Consider the following 19438-nt stretch of genomic DNA (forward strand, 5'->3'; position numbering starts at 1 on the left):
TCCTACGCAGATTGGTGGTGGACACACCTCTGTGGTTGGACACAGGTCGTCGTGTAGGAACGGGTTTACCCGCGAAAGGGCCAGGCCTGCTGGCCAATTTCCACCCGCCGTTCACTGTTGCCGCCGCCACCGTATTCGCGGGTAAACCCGCTCCTACGCAGATTGGTGGTGGACACACGTCGAGGGTTGGACACAGGCCGTCGTGTAGGAGCGGGTTTACCCGCGAACACCGGCAGGGCCGGTGCCATAACGCGGCTCCTTGCGATATCAGCCCAGGCAGCGGGTTACATGCTTGACCGACTGATAGGCTGACAACCCCCAAGGCCCCAGCTCACGGCCGATCCCGCTACCCTTGGTGCCCCCCCATGACGTTTCGACGAACACCGCCTGCACCGAGTTGATCCACACATGACCAACCTCCAGCGCATCGGCCACGCGCTCGGCGCGCTCCAAGTCGGCGGAGCACACCGTGGCTACCAACCCGAAGCGGCTGTCATTGGCTTCGGCAATGGCCTGTTCCTCGCTGGCAAAGCGCCGTGCGCAGAGCACCGGGCCAAAGATTTCCTCGGTCCACAGGCGGCTGTCCTTCGGCACATCGGTATACAGCGTCGGGCTGACGAACCAGCCTTCACGGTCCAGTGCATGGCCGCCAGCCAGGCACTGCAAACCTTCTTCCCGCGCCGTGGCAAAGTAGCTGGCTACCTTCAGCCATTGTGCCTGGCTGGTCAGCGGACCCATGTCGACCTCTTCGGTCAAAGGATTACCCACCCGCAGGTTTTCCAGTGCCGCCTGCAAGCGCGGCAGCAGTGCATCGGCAATGCCGTCCTGCACCAGCAGCCGCGATGTGGCCGAACACATCTGGCCGGCGTTCCAGGTGATGCCGGCAACAATCCATTCCACCGCTTGGTCGACATCGCAATCATCGAACACCACGATGGCCGACTTGCCGCCCAGTTCCAGTGTCACCGGCCGGCACTGCGCCGACGCGCTGCGCATCACCTGGCTGCCGACGCTGTTGCTACCGGTGAAGGACAGCTTGTCCAGGCCGTTGTGATTGCTCAGCGCGGCGCCGGTCTCGGCCTTGCCGTTGACGATGTTCAGCACCCCGGCGGGTAGGCCCAGGGCGTCGGCGATCTGGCCGTAGGCCTGTTCGATCAGCGGGGTGACCTCTGAAGGCTTGAGCACCACGGTGCAACCGGCGGCCAGGGCCGGGGCAAGTTTCCAGGCGCTGGTCACCAACGGGAAGTTCCACGGCACGATCAGGCCGACCACGCCCACCGGTTCAAGGCGGGTGCGGGCGGTGAAACCCGGCGCGGCCAGCGGCACAGTGCGGTTTTTCGATGGCAGCTGCTCGGCCAGCTCGGCGTAATAGCCAAAGGTGGCGATGGCGTCATCCAGGTCAATTTCCGCTTCGTGACGCGGTTTGCCGTTATTGCGCATCTGCAGGGTGACAAGCGCTTCACGGCGTTGCCCGAGCTGTTCGGCAAAACCACGCAGGAAGGCGGCACGTTCACTGGCGCAGGTGCTTTTCCAGGCGGGCAGGGCGCTGCGGGCAGCGGCGACGGCCTGGTCGACCTGGCTCACGCTGGCGGCCATCAGCTCGGCGAACGGTTGCCCCAGCGCAGGGTCGGTGACACTGATGCAGTCGCTGCCTTGGCCTTCGACCCAATGGCCGGCGATATAGTGGGAAGTGGTCATGGTCGGTTTCCAGTCAGGCCATTTCGGCGGTGGTCACAGGCGTATGCGCGGTGCTTTTGCAACGCACCCATCGCGGGCCCAGGGGGCCATAAACGCCAGCAGGTTCAGGGAACAGGTTGAGCAACAGCAGGTACAGCACGCCAGCCAGCCCCAGCGTGACCGGCAGGCTCAGGTCGATGCCGCCCGCCAGGTCGCCCAGTGGGCCGACGAACTGCCCCGGCAGGTTGACGAAGCACAGGCCAACCGCCGCGCTGGGGATCCACGCCCCCATGCCGCGCCAGTTCCAGCCGTGCAGGAACCAGTAGTGGCCACCACGCTGGCCGCGGGTGAATACCTGCAGGTCGTCGGCGTGGTAGAAGCCGCGGCGGGTAATCAGGCCAAGGATCATGATCACCATCCACGGGCTAGTGCAGGTAATGATCAGCACGGCAAAGGTCGATACGCTCTGCACGAGGTTGAAGGTGAAGCGGCCAATGAAGATGAAGCCGATCGCCAACACGCCGATCAGCAGGGTGGCGCCGGCTCGGCTTAGCAAGCGTGGGAACACGCTGGACATGTCCAGGCCGGTGCCATACAGCGCGGTGGTGCCGGTGGACATGCCGCCGATCACCGCAATCAGGCACACCGGCAGGAAGAACCAGCTTGGCGCTACCGCCAGCAGGCCGCCGACATAGTTGTTGGCGGCAATGTAGTCCGGCGCCTGGGTGGCGACCAGGGTGGCCGTACACAGGCCGAACAGGAACGGAATCAGCGTCGCCCCCTGTGCCGCGATCACTGCCAGCATGATGCGTGCCTTGGAGGTTTCGCGTGGAATGTAGCGTGACCAGTCACCCAGGAAGGCGCCAAACGACACCGGGTTGCTCATGGCAAGGATCGCCGCGCCGACGAACGCAGCCCAAAAGCCTGCCTGGCCGAGGTTGACGCTGCCTGCGTAGCCGGCATCGAAGGGCCCGGCAAAGGCGACGATGCCCAGCAGGAACAGCAGGCTCGAGGCCCAAACGGCAATCTTGTTGACCCACAGCATGAAGCGGAAGCCAAAGATGCATACCACCAGGACCAGCACCGCGAACACACCGTAGGCCAGGCCCAGGGTCAGGTCGGTCTCTGGCAGGCCGGCCAGGCGCTTGGCACCACCGACCAATGCATCGCCCGAGCTCCATACCGAAAGCGAGAAAAACGCAACCGCCGTGAGCAGCGACAGGAACGAGCCGACGATGCGCCCGTGTACGCCAAAGTGCGCGCCCGAGGAAACGGCGTTGTTGGTGCCGTTAAGCGCGCCGAACAGCCCCATCGGTGCAAGGATCAGCGCGCCGATGCCAACGCCAAGCAGAATCGCCCACACACCCGCCTGGAAAGACAACCCGAAAAGCACCGGGAAGCTGCCCAGTACGGCGGTAGCGAAGGTATTGGCACCGCCGAAGATCAGGCGGAACAGGTCTAGCGGGGAGGCGTCGCGTTGATCGGCGGGGATCTGTTCGACGCCGTTGGTCTCGATACCGGTCGAGTGGCTCATGGTGGTGCTCCAGCGCGGTTGTTGTAGCCAGCGCAGTGCGCGGGCCTTTTTGTGGGTGCGATGGCAGGGCGGCAGTGCCGCGTAAAGGGTGATCAGGCCGGTGTTACGACCGACAGGTGCTCGTGGCAGGCCAGCCACTGGTCACCATGGCGACGGAAGACGATGGTCTCGCGCTCGCTCAACGGGTGCTCTTCACCGCCGATGCGGATACGCGTGGCCACATCGTGCATGAACACAGCCACGTCGCCTTGCAGGCTTACATGGGCGTTGCCCGATTCGCAGGCAAGCACGGTAAAGCCCTCGGCCTGCCACTGGGCCCAGAGCTCTTCATAGGCGCGACGCGACAACAGCGGATACGGCAAGGTGTGGAACAGAAAGGTGGCGTCTTCGCTGAAGCAAGCGAAATAGCGGGCGGTGTCGTTGCTGGCGAACGCCGCGACGAGGTCGGCGGCGGCTTGCCGCACTTGAAGTGTCTGGTCCACGGGAGTGGCCTCACGGTTTATTGTGATTGTGGTGAAGCGATTCTGGTGGCGGTGGGCGAGGGGAAAAATCGCTGGCGGCAAATAATCAGTTCAGGAATTTGTGAAGTGATGGGGGACGCCAGAACAGGCAAGCCGACTGACGGTCTCTCCCACCCCCCATCCTTGCCTACGCTGATACTCCCAACCCGCTGAAGCAAGGAGATCCACCGTGGCCTTCCAATACAAGCGTCTGGACAAGAACAACGCAGCCGTACTGCTGGTCGACCATCAGACCGGTTTGCTCTCGCTGGTAAGGGACATCGACCCCGACCGCTTCAAGAACAACGTGTTGGCCCTATCCGACCTGGCCAAATACTTCAAGCTGCCGACCATCCTCACCACCAGTTTCGAGACGGGGCCCAACGGCCCGCTGGTGCCGGAACTGAAAGAGCAGTTCCCTGATGCCCCCTACATTGCACGTCCGGGCAACATCAACGCCTGGGACAACGAAGATTTCGTCAAAGCGGTAAAAGCCACCGGCAAGAAGCAGCTGCTGATTGCTGGTGTGGTCACTGAAGTATGCGTGGCCTTCCCGGCCCTGTCGGCATTGGAGGAGGGCTTCGAGGTATTCGTCGTCACCGACGCCTCTGGCACGTTCAACGAACTGACCCGTGATTCGGCCTGGCGACGCATGGAGGCTGCCGGGGCGCAGCTGATGACCTGGTTCGGCGTGGCCTGCGAACTGCACCGTGACTGGCGCAACGACATCGAAGGGCTGGGTACCCTGTTCTCCAACCATATCCCGGACTACCGCAACCTGATGACCAGTTACAACAAGCTGGCCAAATAGTGCCTCCCGGGGGCTGCACGACAGCCCCCACATCAATCTGCAAGCGAAGCGGCAAACTGGCATTAATCGACCATACTCACTCTTCATTCGCCTTCAGGAGCGTGTCATGTCGAAGCCGTCCAGCAAGCCCCCCCAAAAACAGCCAGAAAAGCTGGGCGGCAAGGCCTACGAAAAAGCGCTCAAGAACCTGCATGTAGAGCTGGTGAAGCTACAGGAGTGGGTGGTCGCCAAGGGCCTGAAGGTATGCATTGTCTTCGAAGGCCGCGATGGCGCCGGCAAGGGCGGCACCATCAAGGCCATTACCGAGCGTGTCAGCCCACGGGTGTTCCGTGTGGTGGCGCTGCCCGCACCGACCGAGCGGGAAAAGACCCAAATGTACCTGCAGCGCTACCTGGGCCATCTGCCAGCGGCGGGCGAAGTGGTGATCTTTGATCGCAGTTGGTACAACCGAGCGGGCGTTGAGCGGGTAATGGGCTTTTGCTCTGGTGAGCAAGTGGACAAGTTTCTGGCCGGTGTACCTGTGTTCGAAAGGGTCATGGTCGATTCGGGGATCATCCTCATCAAGTACTGGCTTGAAGTCAGCGCCGATGAGCAGACCCGGCGCCTGCAGGACCGCATCAACGACGGCCGCAAGCTGTGGAAGTTATCGCCGATGGACCTCAAGTCGTATACCCGCTGGGATGACTACACCCAAGCGCGTGACGACATGTTCCAGGCGTCGGATACCGCCTGGGCACCGTGGTTCATGGCCAATTCCAACGACAAACGTCGCGCGCGACTGAATATCATCAGCCACCTGCTCAGCCGTATTCCCTACAAGGATATAACCCGCGACCAGCTGGTGAAGCTGCCCAAGCGCGGCAAGATCGGCAAGTACAAGGCGGTCGCCTACCCGTTCAAGTTCGTCGAAGAACGTTTCTGAACCCCTCCCAGCAGGGAGCTGCGAAGGTACGAGCTCATGCCACATGACGGCAGCCTGTTGCAGGCGACGGTGGTATTCCTTTTGGCGGTGGTACTTCTGGTACCGCTGGCGCAGCGTTTGAAAATGGGCGCAGTACCGGGATACCTGTTGGCGGGTATCCTGATTGGTCCGTCGGTGTTTGGCCTGCTTGGCAACCCGGACAACGTGGCGCGGCTGTCGGAAATGGGCGTGGTCATGCTGTTGTTCGTGATTGGCCTGGAGCTGTCCCCAAAGCGTCTGTGGACCATGCGCCGGGCGCTATTTGGCGTCGGCAGCTTGCAAGTGGGGCTGACCGCTGTGCTGCTTGGGCTACTGGCATTCTGGCTGTTCGACCAATCGAAACCTGCCGCCATCGTGCTGGGCCTGGGCCTGGCGCTGTCGTCCACCGCCTTTGGCCTGCAGGTACTGGCCGAGCGCAAGGACCTGGGCAAACCTCATGGCCGCCTGGCCGTGGCCATCCTGCTGTTCCAGGACATTGCCGCCATTCCCTTGATTGCCGTGGTGCCGCTGCTTGGAGGCGATGTCAGCACTGCTGACGAAGGTGCCTGGCCCTTGCTGGCTGTGGTTGTCGGCATTGGTGTGCTGATTGTTTTTGGCCGTTATCTGCTGACCCCGATATTCAAGTGGACGGTGGGTTCGGGCCTGCCTGAACTGTCGACCGCCACGGCCTTGCTGGTCGTGCTGGGCACCGCTTGGTTGATGGAGCATGTGGGTGTGTCGATGGCGCTGGGGGCCTTCCTGGCCGGTGTGCTGATGGCCGAGTCGCCGTTTCGCCACGAACTGGAAACCCAGATCGAACCGATCAAAGGCCTGCTGCTGGGACTGTTCTTCGTTGGCGTAGGTATGAGTGCCGACCTGCGCCTGCTGTTCGGCATGCCGCTGATGGTGCTGGGCCTGACTGTGCTGCTGGTGGTGATCAAGCTGCCCTTGCTGTATGGCCTGGGGCATACGGTCGGTGGGCTCAACCAGGCCCAGGCGCTATGCCTGGGCGTGGTGCTGGCTTCGGGTGGCGAGTTCGCCTTCGTGGTGTTCAAGCTGGCGCTGGAGCACCAGGTACTCACCCAGCAGGTACACGACCTGCTGGTGCTGGCCATCACCTTGTCGATGGCGGTGGTGCCCTTGGTCATGATGGCCTTGGCGCGGCAGCTGCGCGATGACAGCCCTGTGCAGGCATCCCCTGAAACGGGGCAGTGAGTTGCGCCGTGCTGGTGCATTGAATATCGGGAGATGAATCATGCAGTCGAGTTTCAAGTTGGACAGCGCCCTTTCGCGGGGCTTGCTCGATGTGCTCATCAAGGCCGGTCTGGTGGCAGCCTTGGTGATCTTCGCCTTCCAGGTGTTCCAGCCGTTCCTGGAGTTGATGCTGTGGGCGGTGATTCTGGCGGTCACCTTGTACCCATTGCATTGCCGCATCCAGCGCCGCACCGGGCTCAAGCAAGGCTATGCGGCGACGCTGGTGGTGCTATTGGTTCTGGTGCTGCTGCTGGTGCCTATCTACCTGGTGGTGATGTCCATCGGCGAATCGGTGGACAGCCTGGTGACGCTACTCAAGAGCGGCGCCTGGAGCGTGCCGGTCCCGCCTGATTCCGTGGCGGCCTGGCCACTGATCGGGCCGAAGGTGCACGCGCTGTGGTTGGCGGCCTCCGAAAACATGGCCAGTGTACTGAATCAGTGGATGCCCCAGATCAAGGGGGCCGGGCTAACGGTGCTGGGCGCTGCGGCCAGCGCCGGCGGGGCCTTCCTTCTGTTCATCGGCGCAATCGTCATTTCCGGGGTCATCATGGCCTTCGGTGAACGAGGTGAAATCGCTACCCAACGCATCGCCATGCGGGTTTCAGGCGCAGAGCGCGGTAAACCCTTGGCCACGCTGTGCACGGCCACCATTCGCGCGGTGGCACAAGGGGTGATCGGCATTGCCTTCATCCAGATGCTGCTGATCGGTGTCGGTTTTGTCGTCAAAGGGGTTCCCGGTGCCGGGATGCTGGCCATCGTCATCCTCATGCTGGGCATTGCCCAGGCCCCGGCGACGCTGGTGACCTTGCCGGTGATCATTTATGTGTTCAACGCCGAAGGCTTCACGGTGGCGACCATCATTTTTGCCATCTACACCTTCGTCGCCGGCCTTGCCGACAACGTGCTCAAGCCGCTGCTGCTGGGGCGCGGAGTTGATGTACCGATGCCGGTGGTACTGATCGGGGCATTGGGCGGCATGGTGGTCAAAGGCATCATCGGTTTGTTCATCGGCCCGGTAATCCTCGGCGTGACGTACGTGCTGTTCTGGCAATGGGTTGCGCTGCAGGTGCCGGAGCAACCGGCACCACCTGCCGCCTGAGCCATGCCCAAGCGCTGTTATGGCCTGGGGCTGCTGATGGTGCTGGCCGGTTGCACTCAGGTTGGTCCGGATTTCGAGAAGCCCCAAGTGCCGTGGCTGGACGGCTGGAGCACGCCAATGCTGGAGCAGGCCGGGCGCAGCGCGGCTGCGCCCGGCCTGCGCCAGTGGTGGGCGGTGTTTGCCGACCCGACGCTGGACGCGCTGATAGCCGAGGCCGACGCCAACAACACCAACCTGCGCGTGGCTGGCCTGCGTATCGCTGAAGCCCGTGCCCAGTTGGCCATCGTGCAGACCGGGCGTTATCCGCAGCTGCAGCAACTGAGTGCGCAAAGCCTGTACCTGAAGCAGGATCAGTCTGGTACGCCTTCGGCCCGTGATTCGGTGTTCTGGCAATCCAGCGTGGGCTTCGACATCGGCTGGGAAATTGACTTCTGGGGCCGCTTCAGTCGTGCCATCGAAAGCGCCGATGCCGTCTACTTCGCCTCCCAGGCCAACTACGCCGATGCCATGCTGCTGCTGCGTGCGCAAGTGGCCGACACCTACTTTGCCCTGCGTACCGCCGAGGCGCGGCTGGCGATCGCACAAGAGAACGCCAAGCGCCAGGCGCGTAGCCTGGAGATTACCGAGCGGTTGTTCCGCCATGGCGAAAATGACGAGCTCGACTGGCAGCAGGCGCGTACTCAATATCTGGCGACCCTGGCCACCATTCCCGAATTCGAGAACCAGCTCAATGCCCTGCGCAACGTACTGTGCTCGCTGCTCGGCCGCCCACCCGGGCCGCTGCCGCAGTTGGAGGCCGGGCATGGCCAACTGCCCTTGCCCAACCGGGCAGTGTTGCAGGATGTACCTGCCAGCCTGCTGCAGCGCCGCCCGGACATCCGCGCCGCCGAGCAGGCAGTGGCGGCGCAGTCGGCGCTGGTCGGGGTGGCCGAGGCCGATCTTTATCCACAGCTGAGCTTGCTCGGCAGTATCGGCTGGACCTTCCTATCGGCCAATCATCTGCCCGACACCTTCGACCTGGCGGCTGGCCCAAGCCTGATCTGGAACCCGTTCGACTATGGCCGGCGCAAGAACACCGTACGCGTGGAAGATGCCCGGTTGCAGCAACTGATCGAGTTGTACCAGCAGGGCGTGCGCGAAGCCGCCCGTGAGGCCGACGATGCTGCCAGCGGGCTGGTGCGCTCGCTGCAGAGTGCAACCATTCGCGACCAGGCCTCTCAGGCTGCACAGCGCTCGCTGAATCTGGCCAGCTCGCAGTACCGTGAAGGCTTCGCCGATTTTCAGCGGGTGCTCGATGCTCAGCAACTGCTGTTGCAGCAACAGGACGGTTACCTGGTCAGCCGTGGCAACGCGGTCAGCAGCCTGGTGACGTTGTACAAGGCCCTGGGTGGTGGTTGGGACGCCAGCCGCGCGCCGCTCGACCCGGCCACCCGCCAGCAAATGCAGCAACGCACCGACTGGGGCGAGTTGCTCGACGAGCCAGCCCCCACCGCGCATGCACAAGGTGAAACCGAATGAGCGACGCCACGCCAACGCCGCCCCCGTCAGCCCCGGATCGCGGCATGCGCTGGGTGCTGCTGCTGATTGCCGTCAGCCTGCTCTGGTACTTGCTGGCTGACCGCTATACGCCGTACACCCAGCAAGCTCGCCTGCAGGCTTACGTGGTCCCGGTGGCCGCCGAAGTGGCCGGGCAGATCAAGCGTGTGGCCGTGGGCAACAACCAGGAGGTGCGCCAGGGCGATGTGCTGTTCGAACTCGATCAGGAGCAGTACCGCATTGCCCTGGCCCGCGCCGAAGCCGACCTTGATACCGTGCGCCGGCAGATCGGCGCCAGTACCGCCGGCATCGATTCGGCGCAGGCAGCGCTGGTGGCAGCCCAGGCCAACGAACGCAAGGCGCGGCAGGACGCCGAGCGCCTCAAACGGCTGATTGACGAAGACCCTGGTACGGTGTCGGTGCGCCGCCTGGAAGGCGCCCAGGCCACTCGTGACCAGGCCATCAGCCAAGTGGCGGCAGCCCGCGCCGAAGTGGAGCGCGCCCGTGAGCAGCAGGGCGGGGCACAGGAAGACAACGCCCAACTGCGCAGTGCTGCGGCCAATGTGGAAAAGGCCCGCCTGGACCTTGCCCGCACCGTGGTGCGTGCCGACGCGAACGGGCTGATCACCGACCTGCGCACAGACGTTGGCCACTATGTCGGGGCAGGTAGCCCGATGATGACCCTGATCAGTATCCATGACGTGTGGATAAGTGCCGACATGACCGAGAACAACCTCGGTCGTTTGCGCCCTGAAACCCCGGTGCTGGTGGTGCTCGATGCGCTACCGGGCACCGTGTTGAAAGGGCGTATACGCAGCATTGGCTATGGCGTGAGCGTGGGCCAGAGCACGCCGCCGGGTACGCTGCCGACCGTGCAGAATAGCCGCGAGTGGCTGCGTTCAGCGCAGCGCTTTCCGGTGATTGTCGAGCTGGAGCGCGACCAGCTTCAGGACAAGACCGTGCTGCGGGTCGGTGGCCAGGCCGAGGTCATGGCCCTGCCCAGCGAAGGCAACCCACTGAACCTGCTGGGCCGGTTGTTCATGTGGCTGATGGGCTGGCTGTCGTATGCCTATTGAATTGCGCCGCCTGCGCGCACTGCGCCTGGCCTGGGGCGGGGCGCTGTGCCTGGCAGTGAGCTTCGGTCTAGGCTTGCCGGTGCCGATTCTGGCGCCGGTGTTTGCGGTGCTGTTGCTGGCCATGCGCAGTCAGCCATTGCCCCTGCGTGCAGCACCGGTCCTGGCGCTACTGGTGCTGCTCGCTTGCGGCAGCGGTTTGCTGCTGATTCCGCTGTTGCGCCATGCTCCGTTGGCTGGGGTGTTACTGGTCGGGGTGGGTGTTTTCCTGACCTTGCGCTATGCGCTGAAGGGCGGCAACGGCTTGCTGGCCAACCTGCTGGTGATCGGCCTGACCATGATCGCCGCTGCCGGCACCAGTGACTTCACCCTGGCATTGTCGGTGGTCGAAGCGCTGGCCAAAGGCATGCTGCTGGCAGTGCTGGGCACGTCGGTGGCGCATACGTTGTTCCCCGAACCTGCCAATGCGCCAGCACAGCCGGTGCCGCCGCTGTTGGGCAGCGAGCATGTCAGTTGGGTGGCGCTGCGTGCCACGTTGATCGTGATGCCGGCCTTTCTGCTGGCATTGATCGCTCCTGACCAGTACATGCCATTGATCATGAAGGCTGTGAGCGTGGGGCAACAAGCAGGCGAAACCCGCGCGCGGCACGCCAGCCGCGAGCTGATCGGTTCAACCTTGCTTGCCGGGGTGTTGGCGATAGTGCTGTGGGTAGCGCTGAGCCTGTTCGTTCACCTGTGGATGTTCTTCTTGTGGGTCCTGCTGTTCGCCCTCTGGCAGGCTCGGCGCCTGTATCAGGCGGTGCCGAGCCGGCAGAGCCCGGCGTACTGGGTCAGTTGCCTGACGACCATGCTGATCTTGCTGGGGCAGTCGGTGCAGGACAGTGCAGGTGGGCAGGATGTGTACAAGGCGTTTGCGGTGCGTATGGCGCTGTTTCTGGCGGTGTCGGTGTATGCCAGCGCCATGTTGATCTGGATTGACCGGCTTCGGAGTCGGCGCGGGCTTCTTCGCGGTTAAGCCCGCTCCCCCAGGCCATTCAGGGCTGCCAATCAACCCCACTCTCTTCCAGGTACGCATCCACCGCTGCGCCCACCGTCGGATGAAAGGCCTTCTCCCCCATGTGTTCGAACAACTCGAACTGGCGCATCTTGTCCTTCACCGGGTCCTTCATTTCGGCGAACTGCAACTCCACCCCCCGCGCCTCCAGTGCCCGGTCCAGCTCGGCCAGCATGTCCGCCGAAGTGATATCGATACTGGTCACAGGCTCAGCGGCAATCACCACCCGCTGCACAGGCGTTGGCGACGCGTCCACCGCCGCCATCACTGTGTTCTGGAACTGCTCGGCGTTGGCAAAGAACAACGGCGCGTCCCAGCGCAGCAGCACCAGCCCTGGAATACGCCGGGCCTGTGGATAACGCTGTATGTCATGGTAGCCGCGCAGCCCATCGGCCCGGCCGAGCACTGCGTAATGCGGCCGCCAGCCGTCCCACAGGAACTCGATCACCGACACCGCCACTGCAATGCAGATACCGGGAATGGCGCCGAACACCGCCACGCCGACAAAGCAGGTGAACGACAGCCAGAACTCCCACTGCTGCATGCGGAAGATACGCTTGAGGTCGGCAAATTCGAACAGCCCCAGTGCAGCGGCAATCACCACCGCAGCCAAAGCGCTGTTAGGCAGGTGCTGCATCAGATTGGGCGCTACCAGCAGCAACAGGGTCACCGCCAGGGCGCCGATGATGCCGGTGAGCTGGGTCTGCGAGCCGGCAGCTTCGGCCACTGGGGTGCGTGACGAACTGCTGCTGATCGGGATGCCCTGGAACAGCCCCGAGGCCACGTTGGCCACGCCCAGGCCGAACATTTCCTGGTTGGGGTTTACCCGCATCTTGAGGCGCGCGGCATAGGAGCGTGACAGCACACTGGTGTCGGCGAACGACACCAGCGCCACTGCAATCCCGCCCAGTAGCACCTCGACCAGGTCAATGTCGCTGACCCAGGGGAAGACGAAGCCGGGCAGGCCCTGAGGCAATTGCCCGAGTACCTTGACGCCTATCTGATCGAGGTTGAACACGCTCACTGCCAGCGTCGCCAGTACCACGGCGATCAGGATGCCCGGCAGGCGCTTGAACGGTTTGAGCAGCAGAATCAGCGCCAGGCTACCGGCACCCACGACAAAGCTTGGCCAGTGCCCTTGGCCGGCGTATAGCGCCTGGCCCAAGTACCAAAGGTCGCGCAAGGGGCCTTCGCTGTCGACTTTGATGCCGAACAGCTTGGGCAACTGGCTGATCAATACGGTCAGGGCGATGCCGTTCATGTACCCATAGCGGATGGGCTTGGACAGCAACTCGGTGATGAAGCCCAGGCGCAGCAGCCCGGCAATCACACAGAACGCCCCGGCGACCAGCGCCATCATGCTGGCGATGGCGATCGCCCGCTGCGGGTCGCTGGCGGCGTATTGCACCACCACAGCCAGGATAGGCGCGGCCAGCGCCGAGTCCGGGCCCAATACCAGGATACGGCTGGGACCGAACAGGGCATAGGCCAGCAGGGGGATGATGGTGGCGTACAGGCCATAGATGCCGGGGACGCCGGAAGCCTCGGCGTAGGCGATACCCACAGGCACCAGCATGGTGGTGAGCACAAGGCCGGCGGCGATGTCCTTGGGTAGCCAGGCTGCCTTGTAGTGGAGCAGGGTGACCAGGCCGGGTAACCAGCGTTGCCAGTCGAAACGAGTGGGTTGGGGCATGGTGTCGGCTCTGGCGAGAAGGGCGCTGAACCTCAGCTTAGATGCTGGGATCGAGTGCCGCTTTGCGGCCCGTTGTCATCAAAGAATCGATCAATGCCCTGCTGGCCCCCGACAGCTGGCGATGTGGCGGATAGATGACCGAGAAGGGCCGTCGGGCCCCCTCGTAATCCTCCAGCAAGCGCACCAACCGTCCCCGCTGCAGGCGTTCTGCGACTATGAACTCGTAGGTCTGGCAGATCCCGACACCTTGCTCGGCCAGTGAGATGCACCCCAGCACATCGTCCGCCACCACCGGATTTCCCTGCGGAACGAAGAGCAGTTCCTCCTCTCCTTGACGGAACTGCCAAACGCCTGGCCTGCCATTGCTGGGCATGATGAAAGGCAGGCAGTTGTGTCCGGCCAGCTCCGCCAGTGATTGCGGCCTGCCGGCACGCGCGAGGTAAGCTGGCGCGGCCACCAGGCATAGTCGAGCCTCCTCTAGCCGACGCGCCACCAAGCTACTGTCCGGCAGGTCGCCAAGGCGAATAGCCAGGTCATACCCTTCGGCCACCAGGTCGACATTACGATTGGTGATGTTCAACTCGACCTGCACTTTCGGATAGCGCAGGGTGAAGGCTGCCAGCATGGCCGGCAACCGGTGATGCCCATAAGTGGTCGGCGCGCTCAGGCGCACACGGCCCTGTACTTCGCCATGGCCGCTCAGGGCTTGCTCTGCACTGGCGATCTGCTGGAACGCAGCGCGCGCCTGCTCGACGTATTCCAAGCCACTGTCGGTGAGACTCAAACGACGCGTGGTGCGGCGTAGTAACTGCACCCCCAGGTGCGACTCAAGCCGCGAAATGGCCCGACTAACCACCGACGGGGTGGTCGCCAAGGCCACCGCTGCCGCACTGAGCGAGCCACGTTCGACCACTTCCAACAGCGTCTCGACATCCCCCAGGTGACCAAACCGTCGCGCCATTTTGTTCTCCAAAGCAAAAATGCTTTTCCACAGGCCCAATTTATCGCTTGTCTGATCGCCAATAAAGTGTCGGTCAGTGCACGGCATCCCGCCTGTGCCTGAATGGAGGGAATGCTATGCGTACTTACCAACGACTGGCCCTGGCTGCTGTCATAGGCAGCGCGAGTCTGGGCGCTCATGCGGCGAACGTCCTTGTGGTACTGTCTGACGAGAGCCACCTGGAGCTTCGCGACGGCAAGGCATTTGCAACCGGTTTCTACCTCAACGAACTGTTGGAGCCGACCAAAACGCTGCTGGACGCAGGCCATCAAGTTACCTTCGCTACTCCCCTCGGTCGCGCGCCGACGTTGGACCGCAGCTCGGCCGCGGCCCAGTACTTCGGCAACGATCCGAAGCAACTGGAGCAATATCAGGCGCTGCTGGATCAGCTGCAGCTTACTTCTGCGAAGCATTCGCCGGTGATCAGCCTGTCCCGCGTGGAGCAGATTGGTTATGGCAACTTCGATGCAGTCTATGTGCCGGGCGGCCACGCCCCGATGCAAGACCTGCTCGCCGACCCGGCGATGGGGCGTCTGCTTCGCGCTTTCCACGCCGAGGGTAAAACCACCGCGCTGGTTTGCCACGGTCCCATTGCTCTGCTCTCGGCGCTGGAGCGGCCGCAGAAGCTGATCCAGGCACTGGAGAACGGGGACCGGACAGCAACGCCCGAAGACTGGATTTATGCCGGCTATCGCATGACAGTCATCAGCAATCAGGAAGAAGAACAGGCCAAGGGCCTGCTCGGCGGAGGGCAGATGAAGTTCTATCCGCAGACCGCCCTGGAGCGCGCCGGCGGGCAGTATCAGAGCAACCCATCGCCGTGGGCGACTAATGTTGTCATCGACCGCGAATTGATCACTGGGCAGAACCCGGCGTCAGCGGCCCAGGTGGGCCAAGCCATATTGCATCGTCTGCAAAAACACTAACGGTAGAGACACGCCATGACGCAACGTACTTTTCTTGTTACAGGAGCCAGCAAAGGCATCGGCCGGGCAATCTCCGAGCAACTGGTGGAGGAGGGCCATCAAGTCGTTGGTATCGCCCGCCAGGCTGCGGATGCCAGCTTCCCCGGCGAACTGATCGCCACCGACTTGAGCGACTCAGAGCGTTTGATTGCGACACTGGCCGACTTGACCAAACGCTATGCATTCGACGGCCTGGTAAACAATGTGGGCCTGGTCCGTCCCCAGCCACTGGGCGAAATTGACCTGGCAAGCTTCGACGAAGTAATGCGGGTCAACCTGCATCCCGCGCTGCAGGCGACCCAAGCGCTGCTGCCAGGGATGCGCGAGCGCTGCTGGGGCCGCGTGGTGAATATCTCCAGCCTGACCGTGCTCGGCATTCGCCAGCGCACTTCTTACGCCGCTGCAAAGGCAGCGCTGGTCAGCTTCACTCGCAGTTGGGCGCTGGAACTGGCCCAGACAGGAATCACGGTTAATGCAGTTGCTCCAGGGCCGATCGAGACCGAACTGTTCCGCAGTGGTAACCCGGTAGGCAGTGCTGGCGAAGCCGCCTATATCGACGGCGTGCCGATGGGGCGGCTCGGGCAGCCACACGAGGTCGCTTCGGCAGTGACCTTCCTGCTCGGGGATCGCAGCGCTTTCATTACCGGGCAGACAATCTACGTGGATGGTGGCGCATCTATCGGTCGCAGCGGTCTGTGATGACAGGGGGGCAGGCGGCTACCCATGGAAATACGGTAGAACGAATGTTCCCACCCTGCATCCCAGAAAAACAAAACCCCTGAGGTGCAGGCCTCAAGGGTTTGTAGTTACAGCAGGCTACCGCTTAGACGTTGAAGCGGAAGTGCATCACGTCGCCGTCTTTGACGATGTAATCCTTGCCTTCCAGACGCCACTTACCGGCCTCCTTGGCACCGGCTTCACCCTTGAACTGGATGAAGTCGTCATAGGCCACCACTTCAGCACGGATGAAGCCTTTTTCGAAGTCGGTGTGGATAACGCCGGCTGCCTGCGGGGCAGTGGCTCCGACGCGAACGGTCCAGGCGCGTACTTCCTGCACGCCGGCAGTGAAGTAGGTCTGCAGGTTCAGCAGCTCGTAACCGGCGCGGATCACGCGGTTCAGGCCAGGCTCTTCCAGGCCCAGGGCCTCGAGGAACATGTCCTTCTCTTCACCGTCTTCCAGCTCGGCGATTTCCGCTTCGATCTTGTTGCACACCGGCACCACTACCGCGCCTTCTTCCTCGGCAATGGCCTTGACCACGTCCAGGTGCGGGTTGTTGTCGAAGCCGTCTTCGGCCACGTTGGCGATGTACATCACCGGTTTGCTGGTCAGCAAGTGGAAGCCACGGATGACGGCCTTTTCGTCGTCAGCCATGTGCTTCATCAGGCTGCGCGCAGGCTTGCCTTCGGTAAAGTGCGGGATCAGCTTTTCCAGAATGGCCTTTTGCGCCAAGGCATCCTTGTCGCCGCCCTTGGCGTTGCGGGCTACCTTCTGCAGTTGCTTTTCGCAGCTGTCGAGGTCGGCGAAGATCAGTTCGAGGTCGATGATCTCGATGTCACGCTTGGGGTCGACGCTGTTGGAAACGTGGATCACGTTCTCGTCTTCGAAGCAGCGCACCACGTGGGCAATGGCGTCGGTCTCGCGGATGTTGGCGAGGAACTTGTTGCCCAGGCCTTCGCCTTTCGAGGCACCGGCAACCAGGCCGGCGATGTCGACGAATTCCATGGTGGTTGGCAGGATGCGGTTTGGCTTGACGATTTCAGCCAGCGCAGCAAGGCGAGCGTCGGGCATAGGCACGATGCCGCTGTTCGGCTCGATGGTGCAGAAAGGGAAATTCTCCGCCGCGATGCCAGACTTGGTCAGGGCGTTGAACAGGGTGGACTTGCCGACGTTGGGCAGGCCGACGATGCCGCAATTGAAACCCATGGGTATTCCCCTCTCTAAAGGAAATCAGGCCTTCTGGCTGTGCAGCTCGCGCATCGCCTTGGCGAAATCGCCGGCAAGCACGTCCGGCAGCACGCCGAGGGCAAAATCGATGCTGGCGTCGAGCTTCTCCTGCTCGGCGCGCGGCGCGCGGCCCAGGACGAAGTTGGATACCAGTTTGGCGTCACCCGGGTGGCCGATGCCAAGCCGCAGGCGGTGGAAGTCGTTCTGGTTACCGAGCTGCGCGATGATGTCGCGCAGGCCGTTGTGCCCACCATGGCCGCCGCCGCGCTTGAGCTTGGCAACGCCCGGGGGCAGATCGAGTTCGTCGTGTGCCACCAGTATCGCTTCCGGCTTTATGCGGAAGAAATTGGCCAAGGCCGCTACGGACTGGCCGCTGCGGTTCATGTAGGTGGTGGGGATCAACAAACGAACGTCGTTGCCCTGATGGCTGAATTTAGCCGTCAGGCCGAAATACTTTTTGTCAGCGGTCAGCGAAACACGCTGGGCGCTGGCAAGGCGTTCAACGAAAAGAGCCCCTGCGTTATGCCGGGTCTGTTCGTATTCGGGGCCGGGGTTACCCAGGCCAACGATCAACTGGATGGCGGTCACGTCAGGGGCTCTTCCTTGGAGTTGGTGGGTTACAGTGCGCGCGGCACTGTAACCCGATCAACGCCGGCGTGCGAGTGGATTACTCGGCAGCGCCTTCTGCTTCTGGAGCAACGCGTGGAGCGTGAACGTTGGCAACAGCTTTGTCATCACCGTGGGCCAGAGCGACGAACTCTACGCCTTTCGGAGCTTTCAGGTCCGACAGGTGGATGATGGTGCCGATTTCGGCGTTGCCCAGGTCAACTTCGATGAACTCAGGCAGGTCTTTGGCTTCGCAGGAAACTTCGATCTCGGACTCAACGTGGGAGATCTCGCCGCCTTTCTTGACCGGGGCTTCTTCGTTGATGAAGTGAACCGGAACCTTGGCGGTCAGCTTCTGGCCAGCAACGACGCGAACGAAGTCAGCGTGCATGATGAACTGCTTGGCTGGGTGGCGCTGCATGGCCTTGATGATGACGTTCTGCTTAACACCGTCAACGTTCAGTTCGATAACGTGGCTGAAGGCAGCTTCGTTTTCGAACAGCTTGGTGATTTCCTTGGCCAGGATGGTCAGGGATTGAGCTTCTTTATCACCACCGTAGACAACGGCTGGGATGCTCAGCGAGTGACGCAGGCGGCGGCTCGCACCTTTCCCCAGGTCAGTACGCGCTTGGGCGTTCAGAATAAAATCAGTCATTTTGTTTCTCCAAAATAGCCCCCCGAGGGCGTTTGCGACCAGCGCCAACGGGGATGGCAAAAAAGCCCCGCCCCAACACAGGTTGGGGCGGGGCGCTTCACATCAACACGTGTCCCGCTTAGCGGAACATCGCGCTGATCGATTCTTCGTTGCTGATGCGGCGTACCGCTTCAGCGACAACCGGTGCGATATCCAGCTGGCGGATACGATCACAGGCTTGAGCAGCGGCGGACAGCGGAACAGTGTTGGTCACCACCAGCTCGTCCAGTACCGACTTCTCGATGTTCTCGATTGCGCGGCCCGACAGGACAGGGTGCGTGCAATAGGCGTAAACCTTGGCAGCGCCGTGCTCTTTCAGGGCCTTGGCCGCGTGGCACAGGGTGCCGGCGGTGTCGACCATGTCGTCTACCAGGATGCAGGTGCGCCCTTCGACGTCGCCGATGATGTGCATAACCTCGGAGTGGTTAGCCTTTTCGCGGCGTTTGTCGATGATACCCAGATCGACGCCCAGGGACTTGGCGACAGCGCGTGCGCGCACGACACCACCGATGTCCGGGGAGACGATCATCAGGTTCTCGAAACGCTGGTCTTCGATATCGTCAACCAGTACGGGCGAGCCGTAGATGTTATCGACGGGGATATCGAAGAAGCCTTGGATCTGGTCAGCGTGCAGGTCGACGGTGAGTACACGGTCGATACCTACGACAGTGAGCATGTCAGCAACGACTTTGGCGCTGATGGCTACACGTGCCGAACGCGGACGGCGGTCCTGGCGGGCATATCCGAAGTAGGGAATCACGGCGGTGATTCGGGATGCTGAGGAGCGGCGGAAGGCGTCGGCCATCACTACCAGTTCCATCAGGTTATCGTTGGTCGGGGCGCAGGTCGGCTGAATAATGAAAACGTCTTTACCGCGAACATTTTCATTGATCTCAGTACTGATCTCGCCGTCGGAGAATTTACCGACAGAGACGTCACCGAGAGGGATATGCAGCTGACGTACGACACGCCGAGCCAGATCGGGGTTAGCGTTCCCCGTAAAGACCATCATCTTGGACACGCGCAGTACCTGAAGGCTGAGGGTATACCTGGATGA

18 protein-coding genes are annotated in these 19438 nt (G+C 62.4%); 9 read left to right on the forward strand and 9 right to left on the reverse strand.

What is annotated here, in order from left to right:
• Positions 1–267 precede the first annotated feature (267 nt).
• The 3 genes from ACF8FG_RS25265 to ACF8FG_RS25275 form a co-directional block, all read right to left on the reverse strand.
• On the reverse strand, positions 268–1698 hold the full coding sequence (locus ACF8FG_RS25265; RefSeq protein WP_019437905.1) for an aldehyde dehydrogenase family protein: 1431 nt from the start codon (positions 1696–1698) through the stop codon (positions 268–270).
• Between the two features lie 13 nt (positions 1699–1711).
• Positions 1712–3211, reverse strand: coding sequence for a cytosine permease (locus ACF8FG_RS25270; protein WP_318075817.1), 1500 nt, complete (start codon positions 3209–3211; stop codon positions 1712–1714).
• A gap of 92 nt (positions 3212–3303) precedes the next feature.
• Entirely contained in the window at positions 3304–3693 is a 390-nt protein-coding gene (locus ACF8FG_RS25275) for a nuclear transport factor 2 family protein (RefSeq protein WP_004575697.1), read from the reverse strand.
• 208 nt (positions 3694–3901) lie between these two features.
• Between ACF8FG_RS25275 and ycaC the strand changes: the two genes are divergently transcribed.
• From ycaC to ACF8FG_RS25310, 7 genes are all read left to right on the forward strand, one after another.
• The gene (ycaC, locus tag ACF8FG_RS25280; RefSeq protein WP_010951959.1) at positions 3902–4522 is read left to right on the forward strand and encodes an isochorismate family cysteine hydrolase YcaC; all 621 of its coding nucleotides are present in this window, start codon (positions 3902–3904) and stop codon (positions 4520–4522) included.
• Positions 4523–4628: 106 nt separating this feature from the next.
• Positions 4629–5444, forward strand: coding sequence for a polyphosphate kinase 2 (gene ppk2, locus ACF8FG_RS25285; protein WP_119714155.1), 816 nt, complete (start codon positions 4629–4631; stop codon positions 5442–5444).
• A 36-nt stretch (positions 5445–5480) separates the two neighbouring features.
• The gene (locus ACF8FG_RS25290) at positions 5481–6677 is read left to right on the forward strand and encodes a monovalent cation:proton antiporter-2 (CPA2) family protein (protein WP_070383441.1); all 1197 of its coding nucleotides are present in this window, start codon (positions 5481–5483) and stop codon (positions 6675–6677) included.
• A gap of 40 nt (positions 6678–6717) precedes the next feature.
• On the forward strand, positions 6718–7815 hold the full coding sequence (locus ACF8FG_RS25295; RefSeq protein ID WP_318075821.1) for an AI-2E family transporter: 1098 nt from the start codon (positions 6718–6720) through the stop codon (positions 7813–7815).
• Between the two features lie 3 nt (positions 7816–7818).
• Complete coding sequence (locus tag ACF8FG_RS25300; protein ID WP_014589653.1) at positions 7819–9333, forward strand: efflux transporter outer membrane subunit; 1515 nt, start codon at positions 7819–7821, stop codon at positions 9331–9333.
• On the forward strand, positions 9330–10427 hold the full coding sequence (locus tag ACF8FG_RS25305; RefSeq protein ID WP_014589654.1) for an HlyD family secretion protein: 1098 nt from the start codon (positions 9330–9332) through the stop codon (positions 10425–10427). The genes ACF8FG_RS25300 and ACF8FG_RS25305 overlap by 4 nt, the downstream gene beginning before the upstream one ends.
• Complete coding sequence (locus ACF8FG_RS25310; protein ID WP_318075823.1) at positions 10417–11439, forward strand: DUF2955 domain-containing protein; 1023 nt, start codon at positions 10417–10419, stop codon at positions 11437–11439. Before ACF8FG_RS25305 ends, ACF8FG_RS25310 begins: the two co-directional genes overlap by 11 nt.
• Positions 11440–11458: 19 nt before the next feature.
• Here the strand turns inward: ACF8FG_RS25310 and ACF8FG_RS25315 are convergent, their stop codons facing one another.
• Positions 11459–13171: a SulP family inorganic anion transporter gene (locus tag ACF8FG_RS25315; protein WP_014589656.1), complete on the reverse strand. Its 1713-nt coding sequence runs from the start codon at positions 13169–13171 to the stop codon at positions 11459–11461.
• 37 nt (positions 13172–13208) lie between these two features.
• Positions 13209–14132, reverse strand: a complete 924-nt coding sequence (locus ACF8FG_RS25320) for a LysR family transcriptional regulator (protein WP_014589657.1) — start codon at positions 14130–14132, stop codon at positions 13209–13211.
• A gap of 116 nt (positions 14133–14248) precedes the next feature.
• Here ACF8FG_RS25320 and ACF8FG_RS25325 point away from each other — a divergent pair, with 116 nt between their 5' ends.
• A complete protein-coding gene (locus ACF8FG_RS25325) occupies positions 14249–15097 on the forward strand; it encodes a type 1 glutamine amidotransferase domain-containing protein (protein WP_014589658.1) in 849 nt (282 codons plus the stop codon).
• 15 nt (positions 15098–15112) lie between these two features.
• On the forward strand, positions 15113–15835 hold the full coding sequence (locus tag ACF8FG_RS25330) for an SDR family oxidoreductase (RefSeq protein WP_014589659.1): 723 nt from the start codon (positions 15113–15115) through the stop codon (positions 15833–15835).
• 124 nt (positions 15836–15959) lie between these two features.
• On the opposite strand, the gene ychF is transcribed toward ACF8FG_RS25330, so the two are convergent.
• The 4 genes from ychF to ACF8FG_RS25350 form a co-directional block, all read right to left on the reverse strand.
• Positions 15960–17060, reverse strand: a complete 1101-nt coding sequence (ychF, locus tag ACF8FG_RS25335; RefSeq protein WP_003247414.1) for a redox-regulated ATPase YchF — start codon at positions 17058–17060, stop codon at positions 15960–15962.
• A gap of 24 nt (positions 17061–17084) precedes the next feature.
• On the reverse strand, positions 17085–17669 hold the full coding sequence (pth, locus tag ACF8FG_RS25340; protein WP_003247413.1) for an aminoacyl-tRNA hydrolase: 585 nt from the start codon (positions 17667–17669) through the stop codon (positions 17085–17087).
• 79 nt (positions 17670–17748) lie between these two features.
• Entirely contained in the window at positions 17749–18342 is a 594-nt protein-coding gene (locus tag ACF8FG_RS25345) for a 50S ribosomal protein L25/general stress protein Ctc (protein WP_003247411.1), read from the reverse strand.
• A gap of 118 nt (positions 18343–18460) precedes the next feature.
• The gene (locus ACF8FG_RS25350; RefSeq protein ID WP_003247410.1) at positions 18461–19402 is read right to left on the reverse strand and encodes a ribose-phosphate pyrophosphokinase; all 942 of its coding nucleotides are present in this window, start codon (positions 19400–19402) and stop codon (positions 18461–18463) included.
• Between the last annotated feature and the right edge of the window lie 36 nt (positions 19403–19438).

Origin of the sequence: Pseudomonas sp. YQ_6, from assembly GCF_043103245.1 — a bacterium.
GTDB classification, from domain to species: Bacteria; Pseudomonadota; Gammaproteobacteria; order Pseudomonadales; family Pseudomonadaceae; genus Aquipseudomonas; species Aquipseudomonas alloputida.

What these genes read in the sequence shown, in the direction of transcription:
- ACF8FG_RS25265 (WP_019437905.1), bottom strand. Translation starts at nt 1,698, where the DNA reads ATGACCACTTCCCACTATATCGCCGGCCATTGGGTCGAAGGCCAAGGC.
- ACF8FG_RS25270 (WP_318075817.1), bottom strand. Translation starts at nt 3,211, where the DNA reads ATGAGCCACTCGACCGGTATCGAGACCAACGGCGTCGAACAGATCCCC.
- ppk2 (WP_119714155.1), top strand. Translation starts at nt 4,629, where the DNA reads ATGTCGAAGCCGTCCAGCAAGCCCCCCCAAAAACAGCCAGAAAAGCTG.
- ACF8FG_RS25290 (WP_070383441.1), top strand. Translation starts at nt 5,481, where the DNA reads ATGCCACATGACGGCAGCCTGTTGCAGGCGACGGTGGTATTCCTTTTG.
- ACF8FG_RS25295 (WP_318075821.1), top strand. Translation starts at nt 6,718, where the DNA reads ATGCAGTCGAGTTTCAAGTTGGACAGCGCCCTTTCGCGGGGCTTGCTC.
- ACF8FG_RS25300 (WP_014589653.1), top strand. Translation starts at nt 7,819, where the DNA reads ATGCCCAAGCGCTGTTATGGCCTGGGGCTGCTGATGGTGCTGGCCGGT.
- ACF8FG_RS25305 (WP_014589654.1), top strand. Translation starts at nt 9,330, where the DNA reads ATGAGCGACGCCACGCCAACGCCGCCCCCGTCAGCCCCGGATCGCGGC.
- ACF8FG_RS25310 (WP_318075823.1), top strand. Translation starts at nt 10,417, where the DNA reads ATGCCTATTGAATTGCGCCGCCTGCGCGCACTGCGCCTGGCCTGGGGC.
- ACF8FG_RS25315 (WP_014589656.1), bottom strand. Translation starts at nt 13,171, where the DNA reads ATGCCCCAACCCACTCGTTTCGACTGGCAACGCTGGTTACCCGGCCTG.
- ACF8FG_RS25320 (WP_014589657.1), bottom strand. Translation starts at nt 14,132, where the DNA reads ATGGCGCGACGGTTTGGTCACCTGGGGGATGTCGAGACGCTGTTGGAA.
- ACF8FG_RS25325 (WP_014589658.1), top strand. Translation starts at nt 14,249, where the DNA reads ATGCGTACTTACCAACGACTGGCCCTGGCTGCTGTCATAGGCAGCGCG.
- ACF8FG_RS25330 (WP_014589659.1), top strand. Translation starts at nt 15,113, where the DNA reads ATGACGCAACGTACTTTTCTTGTTACAGGAGCCAGCAAAGGCATCGGC.
- ychF (WP_003247414.1), bottom strand. Translation starts at nt 17,060, where the DNA reads ATGGGTTTCAATTGCGGCATCGTCGGCCTGCCCAACGTCGGCAAGTCC.
- ACF8FG_RS25345 (WP_003247411.1), bottom strand. Translation starts at nt 18,342, where the DNA reads ATGACTGATTTTATTCTGAACGCCCAAGCGCGTACTGACCTGGGGAAA.